This is a genomic window from Planococcus citreus (genome assembly GCF_003664125.1).
Classification (GTDB): Bacteria; Bacillota; Bacilli; order Bacillales_A; family Planococcaceae; genus Planococcus; species Planococcus citreus.
The window spans coordinates 129,512-151,159 of sequence record NZ_RCCP01000002.1; the positions used below are offsets into that span (position 1 = coordinate 129,512).

The 21,648-nt window shown below is 43.6% G+C and carries 26 protein-coding genes; 2 read left to right on the top strand and 24 right to left on the bottom strand.

Annotated elements, in window-relative coordinates; translation table 11 throughout:
- Nucleotides 1-7: 7 nt before the first annotated feature.
- The 3 genes from DFR62_RS08855 to DFR62_RS08865 form a co-directional block, all read right to left on the bottom strand.
- The gene (locus DFR62_RS08855; protein WP_121299857.1) at nucleotides 8-412 is read right to left on the bottom strand and encodes a hypothetical protein; all 405 of its coding nucleotides are present in this window, start codon (nucleotides 410-412) and stop codon (nucleotides 8-10) included.
- Between the two features lie 58 nt (nucleotides 413-470).
- The gene (locus DFR62_RS08860) at nucleotides 471-1,058 is read right to left on the bottom strand and encodes a GNAT family N-acetyltransferase (protein ID WP_121299859.1); all 588 of its coding nucleotides are present in this window, start codon (nucleotides 1,056-1,058) and stop codon (nucleotides 471-473) included.
- Nucleotides 1,059-1,344: 286 nt separating this feature from the next.
- Entirely contained in the window at nucleotides 1,345-1,785 is a 441-nt protein-coding gene (locus tag DFR62_RS08865; protein ID WP_121299861.1) for a GNAT family N-acetyltransferase, read from the bottom strand.
- 153 nt (nucleotides 1,786-1,938) lie between these two features.
- Here DFR62_RS08865 and DFR62_RS08870 point away from each other — a divergent pair, with 153 nt between their 5' ends.
- Entirely contained in the window at nucleotides 1,939-2,583 is a 645-nt protein-coding gene (locus tag DFR62_RS08870) for a hypothetical protein (protein WP_121299863.1), read from the top strand.
- A gap of 18 nt (nucleotides 2,584-2,601) precedes the next feature.
- A complete protein-coding gene (locus tag DFR62_RS08875) occupies nucleotides 2,602-2,874 on the top strand; it encodes a hypothetical protein (RefSeq protein ID WP_121299864.1) in 273 nt (90 codons plus the stop codon).
- A 171-nt stretch (nucleotides 2,875-3,045) separates the two neighbouring features.
- Here DFR62_RS08875 and DFR62_RS08880 read toward each other — a convergent pair whose 3' ends face one another.
- The 21 genes from DFR62_RS08880 to DFR62_RS08980 form a co-directional block, all read right to left on the bottom strand.
- Nucleotides 3,046-3,594 (bottom strand): GNAT family N-acetyltransferase, encoded by a 549-nt coding sequence (locus DFR62_RS08880; RefSeq protein WP_121299866.1) that lies wholly within the window; start codon nucleotides 3,592-3,594, stop codon nucleotides 3,046-3,048.
- Nucleotides 3,595-3,638: 44 nt separating this feature from the next.
- Nucleotides 3,639-4,289, bottom strand: coding sequence for a hypothetical protein (locus tag DFR62_RS08885; protein WP_121299868.1), 651 nt, complete (start codon nucleotides 4,287-4,289; stop codon nucleotides 3,639-3,641).
- 25 nt (nucleotides 4,290-4,314) lie between these two features.
- The gene (locus DFR62_RS08890; RefSeq protein ID WP_121299870.1) at nucleotides 4,315-5,058 is read right to left on the bottom strand and encodes a hypothetical protein; all 744 of its coding nucleotides are present in this window, start codon (nucleotides 5,056-5,058) and stop codon (nucleotides 4,315-4,317) included.
- Between the two features lie 834 nt (nucleotides 5,059-5,892).
- Entirely contained in the window at nucleotides 5,893-6,174 is a 282-nt protein-coding gene (locus DFR62_RS08895; RefSeq protein ID WP_135449320.1) for a hypothetical protein, read from the bottom strand.
- An 87-nt stretch (nucleotides 6,175-6,261) separates the two neighbouring features.
- Entirely contained in the window at nucleotides 6,262-6,738 is a 477-nt protein-coding gene (locus tag DFR62_RS08900; protein WP_121299873.1) for a hypothetical protein, read from the bottom strand.
- A gap of 72 nt (nucleotides 6,739-6,810) precedes the next feature.
- A complete protein-coding gene (locus tag DFR62_RS08905) occupies nucleotides 6,811-7,635 on the bottom strand; it encodes an MBL fold metallo-hydrolase (protein WP_121299875.1) in 825 nt (274 codons plus the stop codon).
- Between the two features lie 313 nt (nucleotides 7,636-7,948).
- Nucleotides 7,949-8,773 carry an undecaprenyl-diphosphate phosphatase gene (locus DFR62_RS08910; RefSeq protein ID WP_121299878.1) on the bottom strand — a complete coding sequence of 275 codons (825 nt, stop codon included), beginning with the start codon at nucleotides 8,771-8,773 and terminating at the stop codon, nucleotides 7,949-7,951.
- A gap of 256 nt (nucleotides 8,774-9,029) precedes the next feature.
- On the bottom strand, nucleotides 9,030-10,670 hold the full coding sequence (locus tag DFR62_RS08915) for a M4 family metallopeptidase (RefSeq protein ID WP_121299880.1): 1,641 nt from the start codon (nucleotides 10,668-10,670) through the stop codon (nucleotides 9,030-9,032).
- A gap of 309 nt (nucleotides 10,671-10,979) precedes the next feature.
- Nucleotides 10,980-11,495, bottom strand: a complete 516-nt coding sequence (locus tag DFR62_RS08920) for a hypothetical protein (RefSeq protein ID WP_121299882.1) — start codon at nucleotides 11,493-11,495, stop codon at nucleotides 10,980-10,982.
- Between the two features lie 62 nt (nucleotides 11,496-11,557).
- Nucleotides 11,558-11,878, bottom strand: coding sequence for a hypothetical protein (locus DFR62_RS08925; protein WP_121299884.1), 321 nt, complete (start codon nucleotides 11,876-11,878; stop codon nucleotides 11,558-11,560).
- A 231-nt stretch (nucleotides 11,879-12,109) separates the two neighbouring features.
- Nucleotides 12,110-12,991 carry a LysR family transcriptional regulator gene (locus DFR62_RS08930; protein ID WP_135449481.1) on the bottom strand — a complete coding sequence of 294 codons (882 nt, stop codon included), beginning with the start codon at nucleotides 12,989-12,991 and terminating at the stop codon, nucleotides 12,110-12,112.
- A 115-nt stretch (nucleotides 12,992-13,106) separates the two neighbouring features.
- The gene (locus DFR62_RS08935) at nucleotides 13,107-13,634 is read right to left on the bottom strand and encodes a DUF421 domain-containing protein (RefSeq protein WP_121299887.1); all 528 of its coding nucleotides are present in this window, start codon (nucleotides 13,632-13,634) and stop codon (nucleotides 13,107-13,109) included.
- A gap of 136 nt (nucleotides 13,635-13,770) precedes the next feature.
- Nucleotides 13,771-15,153: a M1 family metallopeptidase gene (locus tag DFR62_RS08940; protein WP_121299889.1), complete on the bottom strand. Its 1,383-nt coding sequence runs from the start codon at nucleotides 15,151-15,153 to the stop codon at nucleotides 13,771-13,773.
- A 68-nt stretch (nucleotides 15,154-15,221) separates the two neighbouring features.
- Nucleotides 15,222-15,878, bottom strand: coding sequence for an NAD(P)H-binding protein (locus DFR62_RS08945; protein WP_121299891.1), 657 nt, complete (start codon nucleotides 15,876-15,878; stop codon nucleotides 15,222-15,224).
- 39 nt (nucleotides 15,879-15,917) lie between these two features.
- A complete protein-coding gene (locus DFR62_RS08950) occupies nucleotides 15,918-16,493 on the bottom strand; it encodes a TetR family transcriptional regulator (RefSeq protein WP_121299893.1) in 576 nt (191 codons plus the stop codon).
- Between the two features lie 276 nt (nucleotides 16,494-16,769).
- Nucleotides 16,770-17,234 (bottom strand): DUF2691 family protein, encoded by a 465-nt coding sequence (locus DFR62_RS08955; RefSeq protein WP_121299895.1) that lies wholly within the window; start codon nucleotides 17,232-17,234, stop codon nucleotides 16,770-16,772.
- A 114-nt stretch (nucleotides 17,235-17,348) separates the two neighbouring features.
- A complete protein-coding gene (locus DFR62_RS08960; RefSeq protein ID WP_121299897.1) occupies nucleotides 17,349-17,672 on the bottom strand; it encodes a hypothetical protein in 324 nt (107 codons plus the stop codon).
- Nucleotides 17,673-17,948: 276 nt separating this feature from the next.
- Nucleotides 17,949-18,170 (bottom strand): hypothetical protein, encoded by a 222-nt coding sequence (locus DFR62_RS08965; RefSeq protein ID WP_058380847.1) that lies wholly within the window; start codon nucleotides 18,168-18,170, stop codon nucleotides 17,949-17,951.
- Between the two features lie 90 nt (nucleotides 18,171-18,260).
- Complete coding sequence (locus DFR62_RS08970) at nucleotides 18,261-18,968, bottom strand: DNA alkylation repair protein (protein ID WP_121299899.1); 708 nt, start codon at nucleotides 18,966-18,968, stop codon at nucleotides 18,261-18,263.
- An 87-nt stretch (nucleotides 18,969-19,055) separates the two neighbouring features.
- Nucleotides 19,056-20,009: a ribonuclease Z gene (rnz, locus tag DFR62_RS08975; RefSeq protein WP_121299901.1), complete on the bottom strand. Its 954-nt coding sequence runs from the start codon at nucleotides 20,007-20,009 to the stop codon at nucleotides 19,056-19,058.
- Nucleotides 20,009-21,250, bottom strand: coding sequence for a DNA polymerase IV (locus tag DFR62_RS08980; protein WP_121299903.1), 1,242 nt, complete (start codon nucleotides 21,248-21,250; stop codon nucleotides 20,009-20,011). Before DFR62_RS08980 ends, rnz begins: the two co-directional genes overlap by 1 nt.
- Between the last annotated feature and the right edge of the window lie 398 nt (nucleotides 21,251-21,648).

The window sequence follows — 21,648 nt, forward strand, 5'->3', positions numbered from 1 at the left end:
AAATAATTTATCTATTTTTCAAAAAATAAAGAACATGGAAATAACTCATGACGGGCACAATAACCAGCATTACCGGCGCTAAGCTGAATATATTTTCCATATCATCTAGTAAATAAATTAAGATGATACAGACCAGCATATACATAATTAACTTATCTAAATAGCTGTACCCGCGCGTGTTAACGGAAAGAAAATCCACTAGATACGAAACTGGAATACCCAGAATGAGGTAGACAGGGAAAGAATACAAGCCCACTACAAGCAATCCCAACCAAACTGCGCCACTGTAGTCCACTCCCTCTCCTGAATAAGGAGCAAGGCCCCCACTTAAATATTCAATGGCCAAATTGATCAGCAGCATGCTTGGAATCGCAAGCAGTACACTGACAAATCTTGTTGTAAAATCTTTCATCACATCACGCCTTGCTACAATGTTTTTTTAATTGAAGTCTGTAGAAGAAACAGCGAATTTATTTTGAACTATGTATAGACACAGAATCGAATTCACTTTTTAAGATCGAAAAGATTTTTGTGTCCCTAAATTCTCCTTTGATGCGTTCATTCTTTCTCAAAACACCTTCGAAGGCCATGCCGGATTTTAGCATAACTTTTTCAGATCCAATATTGTCTACATCGCAGCCGCCTTCGATCCGGTTCAACTGAAGCACGCCAAAACCGTAGCTTAGGACTTCCTTTAACGCTTCTGTGGCGATTCCCGCTCCCCAAAATTCACGATTTAACACATAACCTATTTCTGCTTTTTGATGTTCATTTGACCACCCGACCAGTGAACAGGTTCCGATGACTTTCTCGCTTTCTTTATAAACAATCGCCCATACACCGCTTTGGCCATCTTTATATCCGTCCATAGTCGGCTGCAGGAAGTTGGATAAGGTTTCTTCTTTGGAATCGTTCTTCTCCCAGGTCATGCGATGCGCCACTTCGGGGTCGGAAGAGAATTCGAACACATCATCTAAATCGTATCGTGTCACTTTTCTTAATAGAAGACGATCCGTTTCGAATGATGGCATGTCTTTTAAGCGGTTTTCAATTTTCATGGTGAACCTCCTTTCGTTACATACTTTGAAAAATTTTATGTGTTTAGTTAGGAAATGTGAAACCATTCCTTATTTTGTCAGTATAACCATATAGATATAAATATATTGAGGAGCGAATACTTATGGAGTCTTTTGAATTTCTTAGCTGGGGAGATATGATTTTCACCTTTGTATTTTTTATGGTATTGCTCATTGTAATCCGATTTTTCGTTAAAAAAAGAAGCCGATCTTAATTTCAGTAGGATTGATAGAGTGTGGGAGGATCAGCATTTCTTTCACACTTTTTTCATTTTATACTCAAGCTCATGCTGACCGTCCTTGTTGTAAAACCCATATTCTCATACATACGCACGGCTGGATTTTCAGCTTTTGCGCTTAACCGGACTTCTGTAAATCCGTCCTCTTGAAAATGCTCAATGGCCGCATTCATCAATCGTTTTGAATGTCCTTTGCCGCGGTATGGTTGCCGGATATACAGTTCGTAGATAAACCCGATCGGCTCCTCGGTAAACTGATCTTTTGTGGTGCCTGCCAGAACCCAACCCAGGATTTCACCTTTCTCTTCTGCGATAAAATAAAAGCCGCCTTTATCCAATATAGACTGAACCAAACTTTCGACTTTTTCGTTTGAAGGCATCACTTCACCTAATGTTCCGTCGTAAATAGCTTGTGGTGATAAGGATACAATGGCGTTCAAGTCGCTGTGATCCGCTTTTCGGATGTTCATTTTTGGTGCCATCTCCTTTAGTGGGGCTATACTTGTTACGCGATTATAGTCATTCTGATTTTGACTGAAGTTCATATGGCGTAAAATGGTTTATATGGATAAAAAAAGAATGTTCTATATACTATACATTAGCGATTAATTGGAGGAGATACAATGAAGAAATTTGCCATAGGATTAGGAATCTCATCCGCTTTGCTGATGGCAGGATGCAGTGATTCTGAAGAAACTGCTGACATTGGTGTTAGTGAAAGTGAAACAAAGCCTGAGGAATCCACATCTGAGGTCACAGCTGAGAAAGAGACTAATGAACAAGAAGATGCGCAGCTGGAATCTCCTTATCAAGAGATCAAGGATCATTTCGACAGTTACGAACTACCTGAGGAAGGTCGCTTGGCAGACAGTGAATTTATAAATGCGGTTGAATACGAAAATGGCTATACCTTTGATCAAGACACTAAAGCCATGGTTGCCCGTATTCATTTGGAATCCGGTCCCGCTGAACCAACTGAAGGCCAAAACACGGGTGTCATTATGGGCTGGCTTCAAGATGCATCGGCAATACCGACGCCTGAGAATCGGACAAAAGGTAATGCGGCAGGTCAAGTCGATCCTATCCTTAACAGACTCCAGCAGATCAAAGAACTGAATGACTTCGAACCCTTGGAACAATGGGTAATCGAGACGGAAAACAGCCTTGTGAAATTCGATGATATCGAAACCGAACAAGAAAGAGCCAAGGTCTATGCAGAAGCCTATGAAAGGCTTGAGAAGATGAGCTCACTGATACAGGAACCTTGAGGAAGAAGGAGGAATTACATGATCTTGATTTTAGCTGCCTATATCGCCATTTTAAGTTTTGCTGTCCGAAAGTTCGCAGGAAAAAACAGGGAGAAGTGGATCAATGCCGGGTTTCTTACCGCTTTTGTCCTGCCCTTGGTCGTCTTCTTTCTCCTTCTTAACATTCTAGGCACTTTAACAGGAGCTGGAATGGGTTCCGCTGCTGCAGGATTATTATTTGGAGCCGCTACGTGTATCACTGGGTTCGTCTTTTTGTACATTGGGTACACGGCAAAACCGAAGCATTCGTGAAAACAGTCTTTTACGGAAATGAAGAGGGAGAAGATGCGCATTTATTTTAGCGCAGCTTCTCCCCTTTTTTATGAATAAACCGTACTGTTCACTTCGCTGAAGCATTTCAATTAAATCCTGGATTTTATGAGCTTAGATTGTTAGCCAGGATACTTTTCTTTATAATGCTTCCTAAAGCTCAAACACCTTGTACCAGTACAAAGTAATATCGATATTGGGATTCGCTTTTTGCTTTAAGGTATCAGCACCACCCAATACGAACCCTTGATTGGCATAGAAACGACATGCGATTACATTATCGTTCTGTGCTTCAAGAGATAGGCCAATCAATGATTGTCCCTTTGCCCATTTTTGTGCAGCTTCTAACAGGAGCTGACTAACCCCTTTTTTTCGAAAACTTTTGCGGACGGCGATATTCTCGATGTATGCAAAGCGGTTCCAGTCTTTCACCAAGCGAATTTGCCCGACGCATTCCTTCCCCTTCATCGCCAGGAACACCACTTTCTTCTCACTGTCGATATATTCTTCCCAATTGAGCTGGTCATCAGGAAAACGCGTTTCCGATGGATTGTCGTATAATTGTTCTTTGTATGACCATTTTCCATTCGAAAAGCTCGGGAGAATGTTGCCGATAATAGAAAAAGGCTCATTTGCTTGGTTTACCACAGGGATTAATTCCTTCTGTAACTGCTTTATTGAAACCTTCTCGTTATGTTCCATACGTAACTCCTCTCGATAGATCCTACCGGTTCATTATGTAAATTCTATAAAATTCTCGTTTTATTCCCGGCTTTAATTTTTAGATTTATACCAAATGAGGTTCCAGAGTCGATATGAGCGGGAACACCTGATAAGTCGATTAACTCTTTTAAATGAATGTGCTTTTTGCTATTGGCTGCTAGTGTAACTGTATAAGGACCCGCCAAGTTCATAAGCGACTCCATCCGCATGTCTTCTTCCATAAACAACGAATCGATAAATTCCAATTCCACTGTCACAGCCTCATCACTGCGATTATGTAATACCAGATTGCATTCGGCGTCCATGGAATCATCCATCGTGACAAAGTCGCACTGGCCATTTCCGTCATAAGAGATGGCTGCAATGCCGTTTGCTAGAGTTTCCTGGTATGTCGCAATCAATAGATTCGGTAAAAACATATAGACAATAACGACTGCGACCACTATCCGAAATCGATATTTTTCCAGGCTATTGAACAACAAAATGATAGCGCCAATAAACATGATAGACCCTATGATTCCCAACAAATTATATCCTTCTTGATCTTGAATGGGAAACGACATAAAGACAAATTGAGCCTCTTTTATCGCTGTATTTGAAAATGGAAAAAATAAGTACATGCAAATAGCGAATATAATAAACGAACCAACGAATGCCGCTTTATTTTTAATCATGGTTTTTCCTCTCTTTTAGTCATGGTCATCTTCCTTGATGTACGAGATCTTTCCCCAAAATAATAGTACGCGTCAAGTTGAGCATATTGTCTTGTACCTTCTCAGTATTCTTTTGTCGATCAATTAAATAACCAACGTGGTAAACGAATCCATCGTGATAGGAATAAAATTCGTTAGCGGCGGTACCGACCACATTCAATTTTTCTTCCTCTGCATCATATTCATAGTATCGGTACAATAAAGCACTATTTGTTGTCAGCACTTGCTGGAAAATAAAATCATCTCCGCTCAGCTCTTGTTTTTCAAATCGATTTCCAACCGAGTCAGTTGCTTCTGCAACTTCATAATTCTCGACCGGATTTTCGTCCATTTCAGTTACCGAGACGATGAAAAACTCATCTAGATTGCCCTCTTCCGATTTCCCAAGATAGCTCAACTGGACTTGATGAGTAACTTTTCCGGTTCGGTCTTCGGAAGTGACTACATACGCATTTTCCTCATCTACTTCAAAAGGGAGCAAATCAGAATCGATCCCCTTTTCGAGCAGGTGATGTTCACCTAAAATCGAAGGAGGCAATGGTTGTGCTTCTGCAGGTTTATAAAACTCCACATGCTCTCTCTCATTCAACCCGTCATAAACGTTGAAATTTTCGCTGAAAGTCAGTCCTGTCCCCTCTACTTTTTCTAATCCGTCCGGAGCACTAGAACAGCCACTGCATAGGAAGATGCTCATCATTATCGACATAACAGGTACGAATGGTTTCATCATTTGCGTTTTTAGCCTCCCCCAATATGGCTTCCAAAACAGTTCCACTTCTGCGATAACATGATGGCGTGAATTGTGTTAAATCCCTGAGGCCACATCAATCGGTGTAGCTTCATCATTTACAAAAACCTCAATGATTTCGTGATCTTCATCGAGGGTTAATTTGTAGATGGTTTGCTCAGATCAGATCTCCCCTTCTTCAGCCACATTCAAATTCACTTCTATCGTTTCCCCATCTTCTTCAATATCGGCAGTCACGACCGCTTCAAACTAATAAACAACATAAGCACTATCTTCTCCTTCGTTAATAAGCTGGAGCGGGGCCGCGGGATCAATTAGGTTCTGCAGTTCTTCCTGAGACAATTTCAGTTCACTGAAACTGAGTACGATATAGGTAAGCTGCAATAAAAAAACTCATTTCATCAGTCATGAAAATCTAATGAAATGAGTTTGCAGCTTAATGCTTCAGTTCTTGATGACAGACTCTAGAAGACCCGGAATGCCATACATAGGAGCACCCACTTTCTGAAGGTACATGCCAAGCCCTACAACTAAAATGATGACAACAACGGATAAAATCAACTTCACGCTTTCTCGAGACACCCGGCCTTTTCTCCCTAAATAGACTGCAACTAAAATTGAACTTGTTAGAGGAATTCGTTTACTATTTTAGCTATTAATAGAATACCACTAGTATTTGGAAAGTAAATATTTATTAGTAAATATTTCATTACTAGTTACAATGATCTTCATGGAAAGCCTAAATTGAGTCTAAATGACTTGTTTCTATCTTCACATCGATTGATATAGAAAAGTTTCACTAATGACCTTGAGCATCTACCCTCCAAAAGAAAATCCAAATAAAGTAATCAAAAATAGCGCAAGCATAATGGCGCTAACGGTTGTGGTCAACCAAGGTACGATGAGGCTGCTGCCGGTTTCTTTTACTATGCCGCCTATTCCAAAAAGCAGTCCGAGAGGTGCGGTAACAAATGAATACAAAATAATCGTTAAAGCCCCTAAGCCATTGATGAACAACATGTTTACGATCGAGATGATTTGAATGATGAGAATCAAAAGCATGGCAAAAGAGATTTTGCCCATGTTCGTTCTTGGCACAGAATCCCTCCTTTTAAGCAAATCCATACAGAAATCAAGTAAATTTTGCGGTGATGGCAATTTAGCCATACCTTTTAAAAATTTACGTTAATACTTATTAAATTGTTGAATTTCGAGTGAAACCCCTGCCTCTTCCAGTAAATTCATGATAAGTTCTCTCGATATACTCGAAGGCATAATAAACCGATAACGCTTATTGTCATCTAAAATAAACAACAATGTCCCGTTGTCCTGCAAAAATGAATGAGAAGTGGGTTTTTCATTTACTTCGACGCTCTTGATATCAACTATATTGAGTTGAAAATTATTTTTATGCTTTAGTAGTTCTAGTTGATCGTTTTGAACTGCTTGGTCAATCTTGTTTTCGCTGCGCTTAGCTGATTTTTTGTAAATCATATCACGCAACATGTAAATCAAACCCGAATAGGAAAACCAAACGTCATTGTCTTTATCGAATTTATAGTCAATTTTAAAGAAGAAAAGCTTCCCTTCTTTAATAAACACTTTATAGTTCTTATCGAATGTAAAAGTACTCGGTTTCTTAAGATAGAATGATTGATGCATTTTTTGCTCCTTTTATATTTGGTTTATTCTAATGTCCGGTTTATTAAATTAGATATAACGCAAGTCGGGATATCAGGTCTTGAACAGCACTCCATTTAATGCATCTACATATCTTTTCGCCGAGTTTTGTACGGCTTCCCGCGCCTCGTTCATTACGATCCGGTGAAAGGCATCATACACTCGGTCGAAGCGGATTTCATTTAACTGGACCGCCATTCTTTCAACAGTGGGCGCAGGCAACGGAATGAAGTTCGGGTAGCTATACATAAAACTGACCCACTGGCGGTCTGCGACGACGCGGACAATATCGCCCGTTAATAACACGCCTTTGCCGGCACTTCCATCTTTCCATTCCAGGATTGCTGCGCCTTTGAAGTGGCCCCCGATCCGGTGCAGTGTGAACCCTTCTGCAACTTCGAGCGTTTCGCCTGACCAAAAGATAATGCGATCGCTTGGTCTCGTCACCCATTGCTTGTCATCTTCGTGAATATAGATTACCGCATCAAAAGTTTCAGCCCATTCCACTTGAGTCGAATAATAATGCGGATGGGACAAGGCGATAGCATCGATTCCCCCTAGCTCCTTAACCGTTTCGATTGTCGCGGTATCAAGATAGCTTATACAGTCCCACAAGATATTGAAGTTTTCCCCTTGAACCAAATACGCAGTTTGCCCAATTCCAAAACTCGGTACAGTCGTTATGCTTGAAAGCCCTTCCTCTTCTGACAAAATCTCATTGCTATAGGTATTGGATGCGACCATCTCTTCCAATGTCGTCCAACTTTGCCCTTTTGGATTGACGTATTGCCGCTCCTCGGTACAGATCCAACAATGCTCAGGTACTGTCCCAGCACTTTCGGTTTGTACGCCACATGTGTTGCAAATGAACTTGTTCATTTCCTTCATCCTTCCGATTTATAAGTTTCTATTAAAATTAGTATATCCTAAGATTTTCAAGTTAAATTCATTCATAGGTCTGGTTTTTCTATATTATTTGCAACTTCGACTTCGAATCAAAATAGAAAATACTAGCTGTAATCTTTTGAATTGCCGTGTGACAAAGCAGGTTTGTCTGGGGAACTTGTTTTTGCTAAAACACGGTAGCAGCATACTTCAACAAAAAAAAGAATCTCACAAGAAATTCTTTTTCTTTACTGGTCCTATCTATATTCATGGACATCGTTTTATTCCACTGCCCTTGCATTAATGATCAAAGAAACACAATAAATGCCAAAACGCTGGCTAACAAGAGACGGTAAATGGCAAAGGGCACCAGCTTGATGTGTGAAATCAATTTCAGGAAAAACTTGATGGAAATCAGCGCAAAGATAAATGCCGTGACAAACCCTACGGCATAGAAGCTGAGATGATCGAACGAAATGGCTTCCCAATTTTTCACCAGCGAGACGATTGATGCTCCGAGCATGATCGGGACGGCCATGATGAAAGTGAAATCAGCTGCGGTTCTATGATCCAGCCCCAGCAATACGCCGCCTGAAATGGTCGAGCCTGAGCGAGAGAAGCCTGGCCACAAGGAAAAACATTGAACGGTGCCCACGGTTAAGGCTTTAAGGTAACTGATTTCATCCAGTGAATTGATCGACGGGTTTTTGGGGCCGAATTTATCGGCGATGATCATGAAGAATGCCCCAATGACCAATCCGATCAGCACGGTTTCAATGCTGAATAAATGCTCATCGATAAAGTCTTCAAACAGCAAGCCAAAAACCCCAGCTGGAATAATGCCCATCAAGACGTGCAGGATATTGAATGTCATGGGCGTGTCTTGCTCTAGTTTGTATAAACCAACAAGGCTCAGCATGCGTTTCCAAAAGATGAAGACGACCGCGAGAATGGATCCGAGCTGAATGACGATTTTGAAGGTATTGGCTGACGGCCCTCCTAAAAAGCCTTCCGTATTAAGCCATAAATCATCAAAAATGATCATATGCCCTGTTGATGAGATGGGCGCAAATTCGGTTAGGCCTTCCACTATCCCGAGCACCAACGCTTTCAATATTTCGAGGGTCTCCATAATTGCTCCTTTTAAACGTAGTAGACTGACAATATGAAGACGCTATTTTTTAAATATGGGTTCCGCCCAAAGTTCCAAGCCTGAATTTATTTTTCTTCAATCTAATAAAGTCCCGTTACCGATCGCATCATCCTTAACTAAACCCGGTATTCCGTACACAATCAATCGCTCGAGTGCCAGTGCCATCTTCCACTCCAAACTAAAAAGCACTAGCCGCCTGTCCAGGTAGACAAACGGCTAGCAAGTTTTAAAATGCTTATTCGTAGATACCTACATCGTCAAATCCTTTAGCCGTCGCTTTTTCTTCTGCGCTGCCTTCTCCGTAGATATCAGCCGCTGACTGGACAATGAGTTTGCGGGCTTCGCTGAAGTTGGAAGTTGGCGTCAAATAGACCGTCAAGGCGCGGTAGAAAATCTGGCCGAGTTTTTCCTTGCCGATTTCTTCGCCGATCAAGTAAGCTGCGTGGTTGGTAATGGATGAATTGATATGGACGCCGCCGTTATCCAAACTTCTCGGCAAGTCATAGAATTCATCCATATGGGAAGGGTAGTTTCCTTCACCGTCGCCGTACTCCACGTAAGCCGCATTAACTGGGTATTTGCTTGGGTCGCTTAAGCTGCGCAATGAGGCCCTGCCGTCCGCTTTAGCATCAGGGCCCATGATGTCTTCCCCGACTTCCCAATCGTCCTCATCAACCAGGGCCCCGAAAATGTCCGCAAAGGATTCATTCAACGCGCCGGATTCAAAACGGTACTGGAGATTCGCCGAATTGGAGATCACGCCGTGCGTCATTTCATGCGCTGCGACGTCCAAGCCGGCTGATAATGGCACCATGAACGAGCCATCGCCGTCGCCGTAAGTCATATGGCGGCCATTCCAGAATGCGTTATTATAGTTTTCGCCGTAATGCACATAGGAAATAATCGCCATGCCGTTGTCGTCGAGCGAGTTGCGGTCGTGTTCATCATGGAAATATTCATAGACTTGCTCCGAGTTATAATGCGCGTCTACAGCTGGGCGTAAATATTCATCTTTCCACGAAGCGCTGTGGTTCGTGACAATTTCCCCGTCGTTGGCATCAAACGTATAGATGCCTTCCAAGTCTTTATGGGACTCATCCGACAGGCTAAAAGTCGTGCCTTCTTTGGCTTCTTTACTCTTCGTTGTGTGAATTTTGCGCTGCTCGCCGAGTACGCCGGTTCCGACAGACTGATGGATGTCTTCAGCATGCATGATCGCATTATACTGGTCAATTACCCCACCGCTTTTCGCATCCACAAAGACAAACCAGTTGCCGGGCTTGTCCCCGAGAAAGTTGACGTTTACCTTATAAGCTAGATGATTTTCACCGTCAAACGGATAGACGACGACTTCTGATTCTGGAGCATACTCGAGCTCTTCTGGAGCATCAACTGCGCCTTTCGCTGTTTGAACGGCTTTGACGACGCTCACAGTCGGCGTCGTGTCGACACTGCTGGCGGACGCTTCAGGGAAATGACCGCCGTTAACGGAAACCAATTCGTCCTGTTCGTTGTAATGAACAACCACTTCCGCTCCCTCCACTGGGACGCCGTTGACTGCCTGGCTAAAGCGGACGTGCGTCATGCCGAGTGAATCCTTTTCAATCTCTTTTTGCTTTAAGTTTTTCTTGGGGTTTTTCAGTCCGGTCTTGTTCTCGTTTTCCGCTAGGTAATCAAGCGCATTTGACGCATTGCTTGAAGCCCGCTTCTCAGCGATTTTCTCTTTGACGAATACAGGGACATTGGCATTTTCATTCCACGTTTTATCTGGCGCACCATTTCCTTGTTGACCATTTGCCAATGTGGTGCTGGCTGTGAACGAACTTGCGACGAGAGCCGATGATAAAATGACAGGTATAATATATTTTTTCTTCAAATTTTTTCCTCCTTGACTTTGATAAAATTTAGTATACCGAAGTAAATTTAGACAAGCAATAAGATTACAGATTATTTGGTATATTTGAAAAATAATACCTAGCAATTTTTGGAGTGCCTCTATCCTTTTACATAAAGGGAAATATTGGATTCACTAAAAACAGCACCAGGCAGGATGAAAGGCATATGTATAAATGGAAAAAAGGAAACGCTGAATGTATCAGCATTTCCTCTTATTTGTGTGGACTTATTGAGAGTTTCATTTGCCATCCTCGTTTCATAAGTACTATTTTATAGCGAACTCAATTCTTCAACGCACTTCCACGACTTCGTCTAAAGGCAGTTCCAAAGCGCGAAGGCATAAGTCTTTCTTGAGCGTTTCCAAGGTTTCTGCTTCCTCCAGTGTGAGCAGGCAGTCCCTTTCTTTTTTCACCAAGTCGTAAAACACAGCAGGCAGGAAATCTTTTTTCAAGCTGACTTCCACTTCTTCTCCTGTGTCCCGCGAAAAAATGAATGCATAGGAACTTTTCGTGTAAGGATCGAACCTGGCAGCGGGATAGTCTGGATCTACGAAGTATTTTCCGCGCGTTTCGGCTCTTGTGATGAATTCGAAGGCATCTCGGAATCCCGCGCCCCCCTGTCCTGCTTGGATGGATAGTTCTTGCCGCTCGGGCACATCCATTCCGTAAAGCGCCTCGAATGCGGCTTCAGCCATACGGTAAGCGACGCCGACCGACGCCATTTCCTTGGCTCCGTGGTATTTGCGGATATCGTCAAAAGCGATGTGGACCAATTCCTGTTCATCGTAAATTTGAATAGCTGTCATTTCCAATACCTCCTGCAATGAATGATGTGTATATAAGACTTTTCCGAATTCCCTATTCTAGCTCAATCAAATTCCTGCTTTTTCTTTTTGTTCAGCCAATAAGCGAATACAACTGCGGCGGCCATAACGACAAGCGTCGTCTTATTTACCTGTCCTGCTTGTCCATCAATTTCTTCTTTAATAAGAACGTTCGCCTCTTGCCCGGTATTCGCAGACTTCAAATCACTTGAAGTAAAGAACCATTCCAGTCGGTCCGTCGCTTCGCCAGGGTTCTGCGCAGTTTCACGGCTTCCAATTTCAATCCTTGTATCCTGCAGCATTGCGGCAGCGGCTGTGCCGGAAAGCGACAGGCCGATGATCAACAAGAAGAGGAATTTTTTCATCTGCTCGCCCCATTTCTCCAGTGGAACTCAGCGCCTTTTAAAAGAACCTGGCATAAACCGAGATTTCTCTATCGCTGTGCCACTTCAATCTACCACCACTGAGAACCGTTATCAACTAGGTGATTGATAGCCATAACTGATTTATTCCTTTTCCACTATACGCTGCGGCCAGTTGCATTATTGTTCGTGATGGCGCCATAAACATTTCTTATAATAGAAAAACTCCCCTCATTAAAATGAAGAGAGCTTTTCCGAAATGTGATCGCAATAGGCTTGTTCTGCTTCAGTTAATTGTTGTTCCGGGTCAATGACGAGCCCGTTTTGCCGGACAATGCGCAGCCCTTTGACGGAACGGTAAACCAAGGAAGAGTCAGTTGAATCGAGCGCTTTTAGCGGAAGAAAGGAAACCGAATCACTTTGCCTCAGCGCTTTTTTGATGATCTTGAAATCGGTCATCTGCATATAGAAAGCCTCGACGCCTTTCGCTTCGAGCGCCTGCTGGATGAGTGTTTGCATATGCCTGCTTTGCGTCTGCAATACGGCTGCATATTCGAGGTCTTTGGCATAGATCACTTTTCGGGTCGCCAAAGGATGGCTCGCGGAGAAGACCAACTGGAATTCTTCCTCAAACAAGCCTTGGATGTCATACGATTGGTGTAATTTCTCATCTGCAGGATAAATCGGCATGACAGCGAACTTGGCTTTCTTGGCCATTAACTGTCCACGCAATTCCGTATAGCAACGGCCGTTGATTTCAAAAGGGCAAGCCTTGCAGCAAGCCGCGTGGACATCGAACAATTCTTCGTAATAATTTTCGGCAATGTGGTTGCTCATATAAATGGCAACTGGCTTTTGGGCGGCAGGTGTAACCATGAGTTGTTGCGTCGCCTCAAACAAGTCGAGCAGCTGCCTGGCTTGTTTTTGCAAGAGAATGCCGCGCTCTGTCAGCTCAATGCGCTGCTTTTTGCGGACGATAAGTTTCACGCCGTAGTATTCTTCCAAATAGCGGATGTGCTGGCTGACGGAAGGCTGCGAGCAATACAACTGTTTCGCCGCCTCGGTATAGGACCCGCATTCAGCCAGCACTTGAAAGGTATGTAATTTCCCCAGCACAGCATTCACCTCTTTTAATTGATAATAATTCTCAATTCATCATACCATAAAAAATCCCGCTCTCGTGTCCAAAAGCGGGATGATGAGCAATAGCTCCATTTATATAGAGATAGTTTCAAGCATCGGAACGTTCAACGCCTTCGAGGGCATCTTTTGACTGAGTATCCCCCTTTTTGATAATCGACAATGAACCATCTCCTTCTAACACGATCGCTTCCACTTGTTCAAAGGAGCTCAAGCCCTGCTGGCGGACTTTGCCGCGCAAATCGTCTTTTCGAATGCGGTGCTTGTGCATGCTTTTCTCGTAAAACTTACCGTCATGATAAATGAAACTCGGATTGGCCTTGATCAAATCAGCGAACCCTTTGGAATTCACCGACAGTTTTGAAACGATATACTGCAGCAATGTGAGCATAAACAAGACAACCACGCCGTCTGCAAAAGACATTTTGTCACTGGTGATGATGCTGCCAAGTGTGGCCCCGTAGGTGACGGTGATAACGAAATCAAAGATGTTCACATTGCTTAAGCTGCGTTTTCCAAAAAACCTCAACAGGACGATGAGAAAAGGATACGCCAGCATACACATGATCGCGATGCGCAGCACGCTTTTCCAGCCATCGAATAAAATCGTATCCAGCATTTTAAATCCCCTCCGGATGCTTCATGTATTCTCCAAATACCCGGCCTTTGCTTCATTAAACGGACGTTCCATAAACGACAAACGGAGAACCCGCCCGATTTCAGCTAAGTTCCCCGTCTTCAAAAGCATGATTATCTTATTGAAGCCAACTATCCAAAAATGCCTGCTGGTCCCCTTCAAAATAAGTTTCAAAGAACTCCCTGAATTGTTGTTTTGTCACCCGTTGAAATTGAAACTCTTCGTAATAATCCGCTAGAAACTCCAGTGCAGCCCCGTTTCCGCCGCGCTCGTCGAAAAAGCCTTTCAGCAATAAAGGAACTTTGCCATAGACGGTCGCATAATAGGCCGGAGTGTCAAATTCATCAAGCGCCAAATCAGCATAGGTTTCCGTTTCGTAAGATTCTTCATAAGCCTTTGCATTTTGAAAACCGCTATCCTCATCACCGTAATAGTCGCTAAGAAACAAACCGGTGCTAAACTCGGTCAAACTCTCATCGAGCCAAGCGTTTTCGTATGGGTCATTGGCGACCAAATAGTAAAACCATTGATGGGCTATTTCGTGTACCAAGATCGAATCAAGCAAGTCTTCGTCCATCGGTACTTCCACAATATTTGGGTATTCCATATAGCCGTCATTCGCAATCAAATCCAGTTCAGCAAACGGATAATCGCCAATGTTTTCTTCAAAATAAGCAAATGCTTCGACTGACAGTTCAGCCGTCTTCTCCAGGATTTCCGACTCAGCCGGCACAAACACACGCAACTCGGTATTTCCAGACGTGCGTTCTGCGACTTGCCAATCGGCTGGATCCAAAAACGCCGTATAAAAATCCTTGATGGCTTCTCCAGTTAAGGTTCCAGATGAACTGGCCTCTGCCTTACCGTCTGGTGCAGAAGTGGCAATTAAGTAATCGCCCGGCAATTGATAAGTGACCGTATAATCGTCGTACCCCGTTTCATAGGATTCTCCTTTGGGATCATAGTCATTGATTTGCCAGCCCCCGTCATATTCAGCAAGCATCGGATACCAATGAGCTAAGTAATAATTGTTTTCCACCCGCGCCAAGCGCATGCCGTTTTCAGGTAAGGTGAGTGTGTATTCAATCGTGACAGCTTGTTGCTCGCCTGGTGTTAAATCCGATTCCAGTTCGATGAATAAACCATCACTATCCAATTCATATCGCAATTCATCTTCACTCGAAGTGATTGAATTCACTTCTACATCCGCTGGTTCTCCTGAATAACCATTAGTCATTTCTGTATTCATAGCGTTGGGGACAAAGTGGAACGCGATGTCTGCCCAACTTTCCTGTGAGTTATTTGTAATTAGGATGTCTGCAGAAACCTGGAAAATTCCTGCTTCTCTCATATCGAGCTCAATGTCGTAGCTAGTGTTGCTTTGTGGAATGCTAGCATTTCCCGTTTGCTCACTTGGTTCATCTGAATAATATTGAATAACCAAATAAATGGAAACTGCAATAAAAACCAGAAAAGCCAGAAACCCGATTTTCCTTTTCACTAGCACACCTCCTTCACTCAATGAGAAATTGAATAAAGATATTCATTTCCGTTTTTAAGTGGTTATATTCAATCGAATTTTAAAGACGCGCGTTCGCGTATGGCTGTCCCTATCAATGGTTCATTATCACCTTGTGTTCGTTTCGCAGAGTTGATCATCGCCATAGCCAATTCTTCAGTGGGAAGTGGCTGTTGGGAGCGGAATAATCCTGCTTTATTCATGAATTGAATAGCTTTTAAGCCCAGCACTTCGAAGGTGCGGTCGCTTCCCTTCCTCATTAAGATCGGCGGCTTGATGATGGTTAACTTGGGAAAGCCTAGCTCTTTGACCGCTTCCTCCAACTGCCCCTTCATCTTTGAGTAAAAGCTGCGGGCTTTTGGCGAAGCAAACTCAGCTGATACCAATACATACCGGTCGACTCCATTTTCTTTTGCGGCTTTTGCAAATTCATATTGATAGCCATAATCTACTTTCCATTGCTCCTCTTTGCTTCCTGCCGCTTTAATTGTCGTGCCCAAACAGGAAAACAGCACATCCCCTTTCACCAAGTTGTGCCACGCATCCGTCCGGTCAAAATCGATGACATGGACCGTTAATTTATCATGCTGAATATCCAGTGGACGCCTTACGAATACATCGACTCTTTCAAATGAATCATCTTTCTTCAATTGCTCTACAAGGTCTTTTCCTGTCGCTCCTGTTGCACCGATCACTAATGCGTTCATAATGGTCCTCCTTTTATGATGAAGTTTTTATGAATATATTTATTCATCCTCGTTTTGTATTTCGTATAATTTCACGGCGCTCTCTTCAATTGAAATAAAGTGGGCCTGTTCTGAAGGAGGCATTCCTCTAAGACGCCCTGAAAATGTCCCTAGCAACTCTAATTGACTAGTTCCTATTTTCAGCTGATACAATTTCCCGTTGCTATCGTAAGGATTATAAAAGTACGCATAAGCCCCGCGAACACAAAGTCCAGCTGAACCGTGGAGCATTTCCGGAACATTAAACAACCACAAGCCCCGCTTATGTGGGTCAACGGCAACTAATTGAAAAGTCGGATATGGGAACAACCAAAGTTCCCTGCCCTTCCCTTTACAGATTGCATAACAGTCATCTATATCCGGCCGATCAAGTAAATCGCTATGATACCTGAAAACAGTCTTACCCGATAAATCCTTCAATATCAAGACTTCTTTATCAATCCCACCGCCAAATATTCCTTCATCATAATAACTGAACCAGATGCCTTCTTTGCAGGCAATTTGATCTGCCACATATTCCCCTGCGTAAAGGGTTTCTATAATCTTGCCTTCTCTATTTATAATCAATTGTTCCAATCTGCTGCTTTCTTTGATGGGGAAGTCAGAAAGCGCACTCACGATTAAATTTGCTGAATCAATCCATCGAATACTGTGGAAGTTTCTTTGAATGCCTAGCTTTACATCTACGCCATTTAACTGAATCCATGATTGTTTGTTCTTCTCAAAAATAATAGCTAACCCATCATCTTCTGTCTAATCTGCATCAACTATCTGCACAGACCCAGTTTCTTTTTTCTCTATGGTATATAGAACTTGTTCCTCAATTCGCTCAGCCATCGATACCCTCCTCACTCACCACACTGAAAGTCTTGTACGCGCATCGTTTTGTTCATTTAAATATTCCAAATCCCGAAAACCAAAACTGTGTGCGTTCTCATAGAGCGCATGGAGCATTTGCTGATCTTTGCAATAGATCGTCGTATAGATTGTATCGACAATTAGCAGGACCAATTGACAGTCGCTTGCAGCAAACTCCTCGTAAGTTTCTGGATGTGAAGTAACAGGCCCCTGAAAAGCGCGAAGTTCTGCAAAGATCACGTAAGCTCGTTCGGTTTCGATTACTTCCTTCAGCTCTGAACCTGTCAGTTGCTCTGTATTATGTGGAAACAGATCGTTCGTATGACTTCCATTCCTGCTTGCAAAAGCTTCTACATTGTCTATGTGCCACTTAAAGGCTTTAATGTTTATTGGATGAAGGATGTCTTTAAAAAAACTTCCATAGTCATTCGGCAATTCAAAACTGATTCCCCTCTTCAAAGCATGTCACTCCTTACCACCAAGTCTTAATGGGTTTTTTAGTCATCTGCGGACAGTTCTTCAATAGAGTATAAAGTCATCGTTTGTTCAATGTATTCAACCTTACAGGGGTAATCACCAAGTCTGACAGAGTCGAATTCTGAAATGTCTCCAAAAAATCACTTTCCCATTTAATTCAATATGGATTTCTTCTATATGAGTTCTTCCGCTCGTTTCAAATTTTGTAATGCTACAATTGCCACTTTCAGTTTCGAAATCACCGTTCTTAATCGCAATCATGTCTTGTACGGTCCAAAATATAAGCATTAGGCAGAGCAAACCAAATAGTGCAGTGGTAATGACCACTAAATAAAAATCCTCGGCTTTTCTTTTTATATAGTAAACAACCGTTGAACTGCACAATAAAGCGCCAAGCGACGCAAAAACCAAATCCGCCAACACTATTTCCCCTTTTGTATATATATTGAAAATCGCGGGCGCAGTTCCATCGATTTTCCTGCTTTCTGAATGGTCTATTGATATGTAAGAATTTTATGTCAACTTATTTTACCATATAACACATTCTGGAAATCAAAGTGATGAAAAAAGAGATGGCCCCACAGCGCTTATGGTCGGCAAATGACAGAGAGAATTGAGAGCAAAGAAAAAAACCCAAATGCGGCATTTATCATGCCAGCCATCTAGGTTTTTCGCTTACTCATCACGAAGGTTTTCTTACCACTTGCCGTTTTCTTCAAGAATTGATTTTAAGTCTCTGAACAAATTATTATGTGTACGAGCCATTTGCGTCCCTTCATGCTTATCGGTATGTTCAATGCTCGTAAGCCATGAATCTTTTCCGGCATGCGGGTTTTTGATAGACATATGAATCGTATGTTCATCCTGTTTCCAGAAGTTCAAATTGAGTCCTGCCAGTGTTTTGGTTTCATTTGCCATGATTACATTCTCCTTTAAATTACCATTTAAATCATATTGTACCACAAACAACTTGCAGTTTTATTGTTTATTCAACCCTAAACGCTGCAATCAACACCTAACAAATTTGCGCTTAAATCCAAGACGCCCCTTCTCCAAGCCTTGCTGGATGCTGTCATAGGCATATAGCTGAGTCGGTTTCTTATTTTCCCGTTTGAGCTCGACTCTGCCGACAGCTTTTGCGGTTTCGGCAGCCTTTTTGCTCAAGGGCTTATAGGAAATGCCGACGGTGTAGAGAAAATTATTCATCGATGCTTTCGTCCGTTCAGGGGATTCGTGGATCGTTTCTTTCACCGTATCGAGCATGGCGGAAATTTTGTCTTCCGAGAATTCACTGTCCTTGCGGTTGCCGAGAAGCCAACAATAACAGCTCCAGCCAGCAGACATTCTCAGCTCATCGCCGCTTGCAATCCATTTATCAGCAACTTGCTGCGCGATATCGGATTCCGACAAGGTAACCGCCACGACATAATCCGACAGCATATAGAAGTAAGCCCCGTCCATCCAGCGGTCGAAGTCAGTTTCTGTCATCGCTTTCGGGTCAGCGATAATGCCCGCAAAATACATGGCGTCGTAATTGCCAGTCGCATACAACTCTTCTGCTAAAGGCTGGTCAATTTTGATTTGCTTGGCGATCGGCTTCATCGCGCCTGTGGCTACGCCGAATACCGGTTCTTTTGCCCCGCTCGACAGGTACATATTCTTCGTCCGTTCTTTCCCAAGGGCTTCCAGTTCTTGCATCACTGTATGGAAATCCATATTCCGCACTTCCTTTCGCTAATAAAAGACGTCTTCCTTGCTGCTTTATTCGATCTTATCGAAAACAACCGGAAAACGCGTATTATGTCAGTTATCTAGAATTTTCATCATTTTACGCTCTTTTTTATTCCATCCAAATTCATCAAAGTCGTGGGCGATTTCGCTGTCCTCGTGGACTTGCCGCATGCTTTTCAATAACTCTTTTTCATGTTCTGGCATAAACCTCGCACTCATATGATTGACGATGAGTTTTTGAGCTCGGGCTCGTCTTGCCACATTGGCCGCATCCAAAGTCGTCGAATGGCCGTATTCCTTAGCGAGTTTTTCCGTTTCGCCGTCGAACGTCGCTTCATGGACGACTAGGTCGGCATCTTGCGATAATTGTTCCGACTTTAGGCAGTACTGGGTATCACCGAGAATCGCGACCGTAAAGCCGGGTTCTGCCGGGTCGGTCACTTCTTTGGATTCCACTTTTCGGCCATCCTCAAGTTCTACGGTTTCGCCCGCCTTTAACTTGGCAAGCAGCGGGCCCTTCGGTACACCGAGCTGTTTTGCTTTGTCCATATCGAGCTTCGGCAATAGCGGTTTTTGCTTGATGCGATAGCCGTAAGTCGGAATGACGTGCGCCAGGAGGCCCGCTTCGACGGTCATCGTGTCGTCTTCAAAGATGATACCTTCTTTTACTTCATGGAAACGAATCGGGTAAGTCAAATGTGTCCGGCTCAAGCGCAAGGTCATTTCCACGTATTCCTTCAGCTCTTTTGGGCCGTATAGGTCGAGCGGCTCATCGCCGCCTTGGAACGATCGCGAGCCCAATAGCCCCGGCAAGCCGAAAATATGGTCACCGTGCATATGGGTAATGAAAATCTTTTCGATTTTTCTCGGCTTGAGGCTCGTTTCGAGGATCTGGTGCTGGACCGCTTCCCCGCAATCAAACAGCCAGACAGCTCCTCGCTCTTCATGTAATTTCAAGGCGAGCGCCGAAGTATTGCGCTGTTTCGACGGCATGCCCGCCCCTGTTCCTAAAAATAATACTTGCATTAGCGTTTCTTCCTCTCATGGTCACTCAAAAAATCTTTGCTTAAGCTGGTTTGTGCGTCATGCTTCGACTGATGATACGGAATTCCTCTAGAGACAGAGCCTTTGCCAAAACGGCTTTCGAGTTTGGCAACCAAATCCAGAATCGGTTCATCTTTCGCATGCTCCTCGAAATTAAAGAGTGATAATTGCTCGGTCATGTCGCCCTTATCGACGACATTTGAGACGGTCACGCCAACAAGCCGTAGCGGTTCGCCGTTCCAATGCGTCTCAAATAATTGCCACGCCTGTACCATGATGTCTTGCTCTTTCCACACGGTATTGTTCAAGGTGACGCTGCGGGTGCGGTTTTTCCAGTCGGCGCTGCGCGTTTGAATGCTGACGGTTGGGCCTGCCAAGTTTTTCGCATGCAGCCTGGCGGCGACTTTCGAGCTTAAAGTCTTGAAGATTTTCTGTAAGCTTTCCAAGTCGGTTTCATCGAACGGCAAAGTTGTCGACGTGCCGACACTTTTGCGGTCATAGATTGAATCCGGGTCGACTTCGCGGCTATCTTCTCCTCTGGCACGCGCCTGCAGCCGCACGCCGTTTTTCCCCATCTTCTCCTTAATCAAGCCCTCCGGCGCATTCGCCAAATCGCCGATTGTATAAAGCTTCAAGCTATTGAGCTTTTTCGCGGTACTTTCACCGATGCCGTGCATTTCAATAACTTCTCTTGGCCATAGGATGCGCTGGATATCGCGCTTTCTGAGGATAGTGATGCCAAGCGGCTTTTTCATATCGGACGCCGTTTTGGCCAGGAATTTATTCGGCGCGATGCCGATGGAACACGGCAAGTCGAGTTCTTTCAGGATGCGCTGCTGCAACTCTTCTGCAATGTCCACCGGATGCTGGTCAGCCGAGAGTTCCGTCACGTCGATATAGGCTTCATCGATCGACACTGGCTCGACGGCATCGGTATAGGTGCGCAAGATCTCGAACATTTGCCGCGATGCTTCCCGGTAGCGATCGAAGTTCGGCGGCATCAGCAAGAGCCCGGGGTATTTCTTCTTCGCCTCATGCACTTGCATCGTCGTATAAATGCCATGCGCCCGCGCCTCGTAAGAACAGGTGACGATAATGCCCTTGCGCTCTTTCGGATTTCCCGCAATCGCCAGAGCTTTTCCTTTCAGCGACGGATCGTGCGCCTGCTCGACGGATGCATAAAAGCTATTCATATCAATGTGGAAAATAACTCGCCCCGCCATAACAATCGCTTCGCTTTCCTTTTTCTTTCAGTGTATCAAAAAAAAGGCGAACAGGCATCCTGTTCACCCTTTCCAGTTCCAATGGATTTGTGCTAGATTTATTAAACTTTGCTAAATAAAATTAGTGCTTAGTTGGACTTGTAAGCGTGGTGTGCTGACCGTTGTTTTTTTCATCTTTGAATAGCCGCCTCCCGCTTTGGGCTGGCCTCTCACAATAAGCCAAGAAGAACACTTGTCTTATTGCTTCGGCTCGCCCGTGTGCGCGGTTCGGCTTTAATATTTCATTGGATATTGCATGCGATGATGTGTCTTTTCGTTTGAATTCATCCACTGGTGGGGACGCTTAGCTAGACTTGATGGTTATGAAGTTGCCGTGACTATTCAATTTGAACTTACAA

Excerpts from the sequence above, each read along its gene's own strand:
- DFR62_RS08980 (WP_121299903.1), bottom strand. The coding sequence starts at position 21,250 with ATGGCGGGGCGAGTTATTTTCCACATTGATATGAATAGCTTTTATGCA.
- DFR62_RS08925 (WP_121299884.1), bottom strand. The coding sequence starts at position 11,878 with ATGAAAAAATTCCTCTTCTTGTTGATCATCGGCCTGTCGCTTTCCGGC.
- DFR62_RS08860 (WP_121299859.1), bottom strand. The coding sequence starts at position 1,058 with ATGAAAATTGAAAACCGCTTAAAAGACATGCCATCATTCGAAACGGAT.
- DFR62_RS08920 (WP_121299882.1), bottom strand. The coding sequence starts at position 11,495 with ATGACAGCTATTCAAATTTACGATGAACAGGAATTGGTCCACATCGCT.
- DFR62_RS08965 (WP_058380847.1), bottom strand. The coding sequence starts at position 18,170 with ATGGCAAATGAAACCAAAACACTGGCAGGACTCAATTTGAACTTCTGG.
- rnz (WP_121299901.1), bottom strand. The coding sequence starts at position 20,009 with ATGCAAGTATTATTTTTAGGAACAGGGGCGGGCATGCCGTCGAAACAG.
- DFR62_RS08945 (WP_121299891.1), bottom strand. The coding sequence starts at position 15,878 with ATGAACGCATTAGTGATCGGTGCAACAGGAGCGACAGGAAAAGACCTT.
- DFR62_RS08900 (WP_121299873.1), bottom strand. The coding sequence starts at position 6,738 with ATGCATCAATCATTCTATCTTAAGAAACCGAGTACTTTTACATTCGAT.
- DFR62_RS08870 (WP_121299863.1), top strand. The coding sequence starts at position 1,939 with ATGAAGAAATTTGCCATAGGATTAGGAATCTCATCCGCTTTGCTGATG.
- DFR62_RS08905 (WP_121299875.1), bottom strand. The coding sequence starts at position 7,635 with ATGAACAAGTTCATTTGCAACACATGTGGCGTACAAACCGAAAGTGCT.
- DFR62_RS08910 (WP_121299878.1), bottom strand. The coding sequence starts at position 8,773 with ATGGAGACCCTCGAAATATTGAAAGCGTTGGTGCTCGGGATAGTGGAA.
- DFR62_RS08890 (WP_121299870.1), bottom strand. The coding sequence starts at position 5,058 with ATGATGAAACCATTCGTACCTGTTATGTCGATAATGATGAGCATCTTC.
- DFR62_RS08885 (WP_121299868.1), bottom strand. The coding sequence starts at position 4,289 with ATGATTAAAAATAAAGCGGCATTCGTTGGTTCGTTTATTATATTCGCT.
- DFR62_RS08865 (WP_121299861.1), bottom strand. The coding sequence starts at position 1,785 with ATGAACATCCGAAAAGCGGATCACAGCGACTTGAACGCCATTGTATCC.
- DFR62_RS08875 (WP_121299864.1), top strand. The coding sequence starts at position 2,602 with ATGATCTTGATTTTAGCTGCCTATATCGCCATTTTAAGTTTTGCTGTC.
- DFR62_RS08880 (WP_121299866.1), bottom strand. The coding sequence starts at position 3,594 with ATGGAACATAACGAGAAGGTTTCAATAAAGCAGTTACAGAAGGAATTA.
- DFR62_RS08855 (WP_121299857.1), bottom strand. The coding sequence starts at position 412 with ATGAAAGATTTTACAACAAGATTTGTCAGTGTACTGCTTGCGATTCCA.
- DFR62_RS08970 (WP_121299899.1), bottom strand. The coding sequence starts at position 18,968 with ATGGATTTCCATACAGTGATGCAAGAACTGGAAGCCCTTGGGAAAGAA.
- DFR62_RS08935 (WP_121299887.1), bottom strand. The coding sequence starts at position 13,634 with ATGCTGGATACGATTTTATTCGATGGCTGGAAAAGCGTGCTGCGCATC.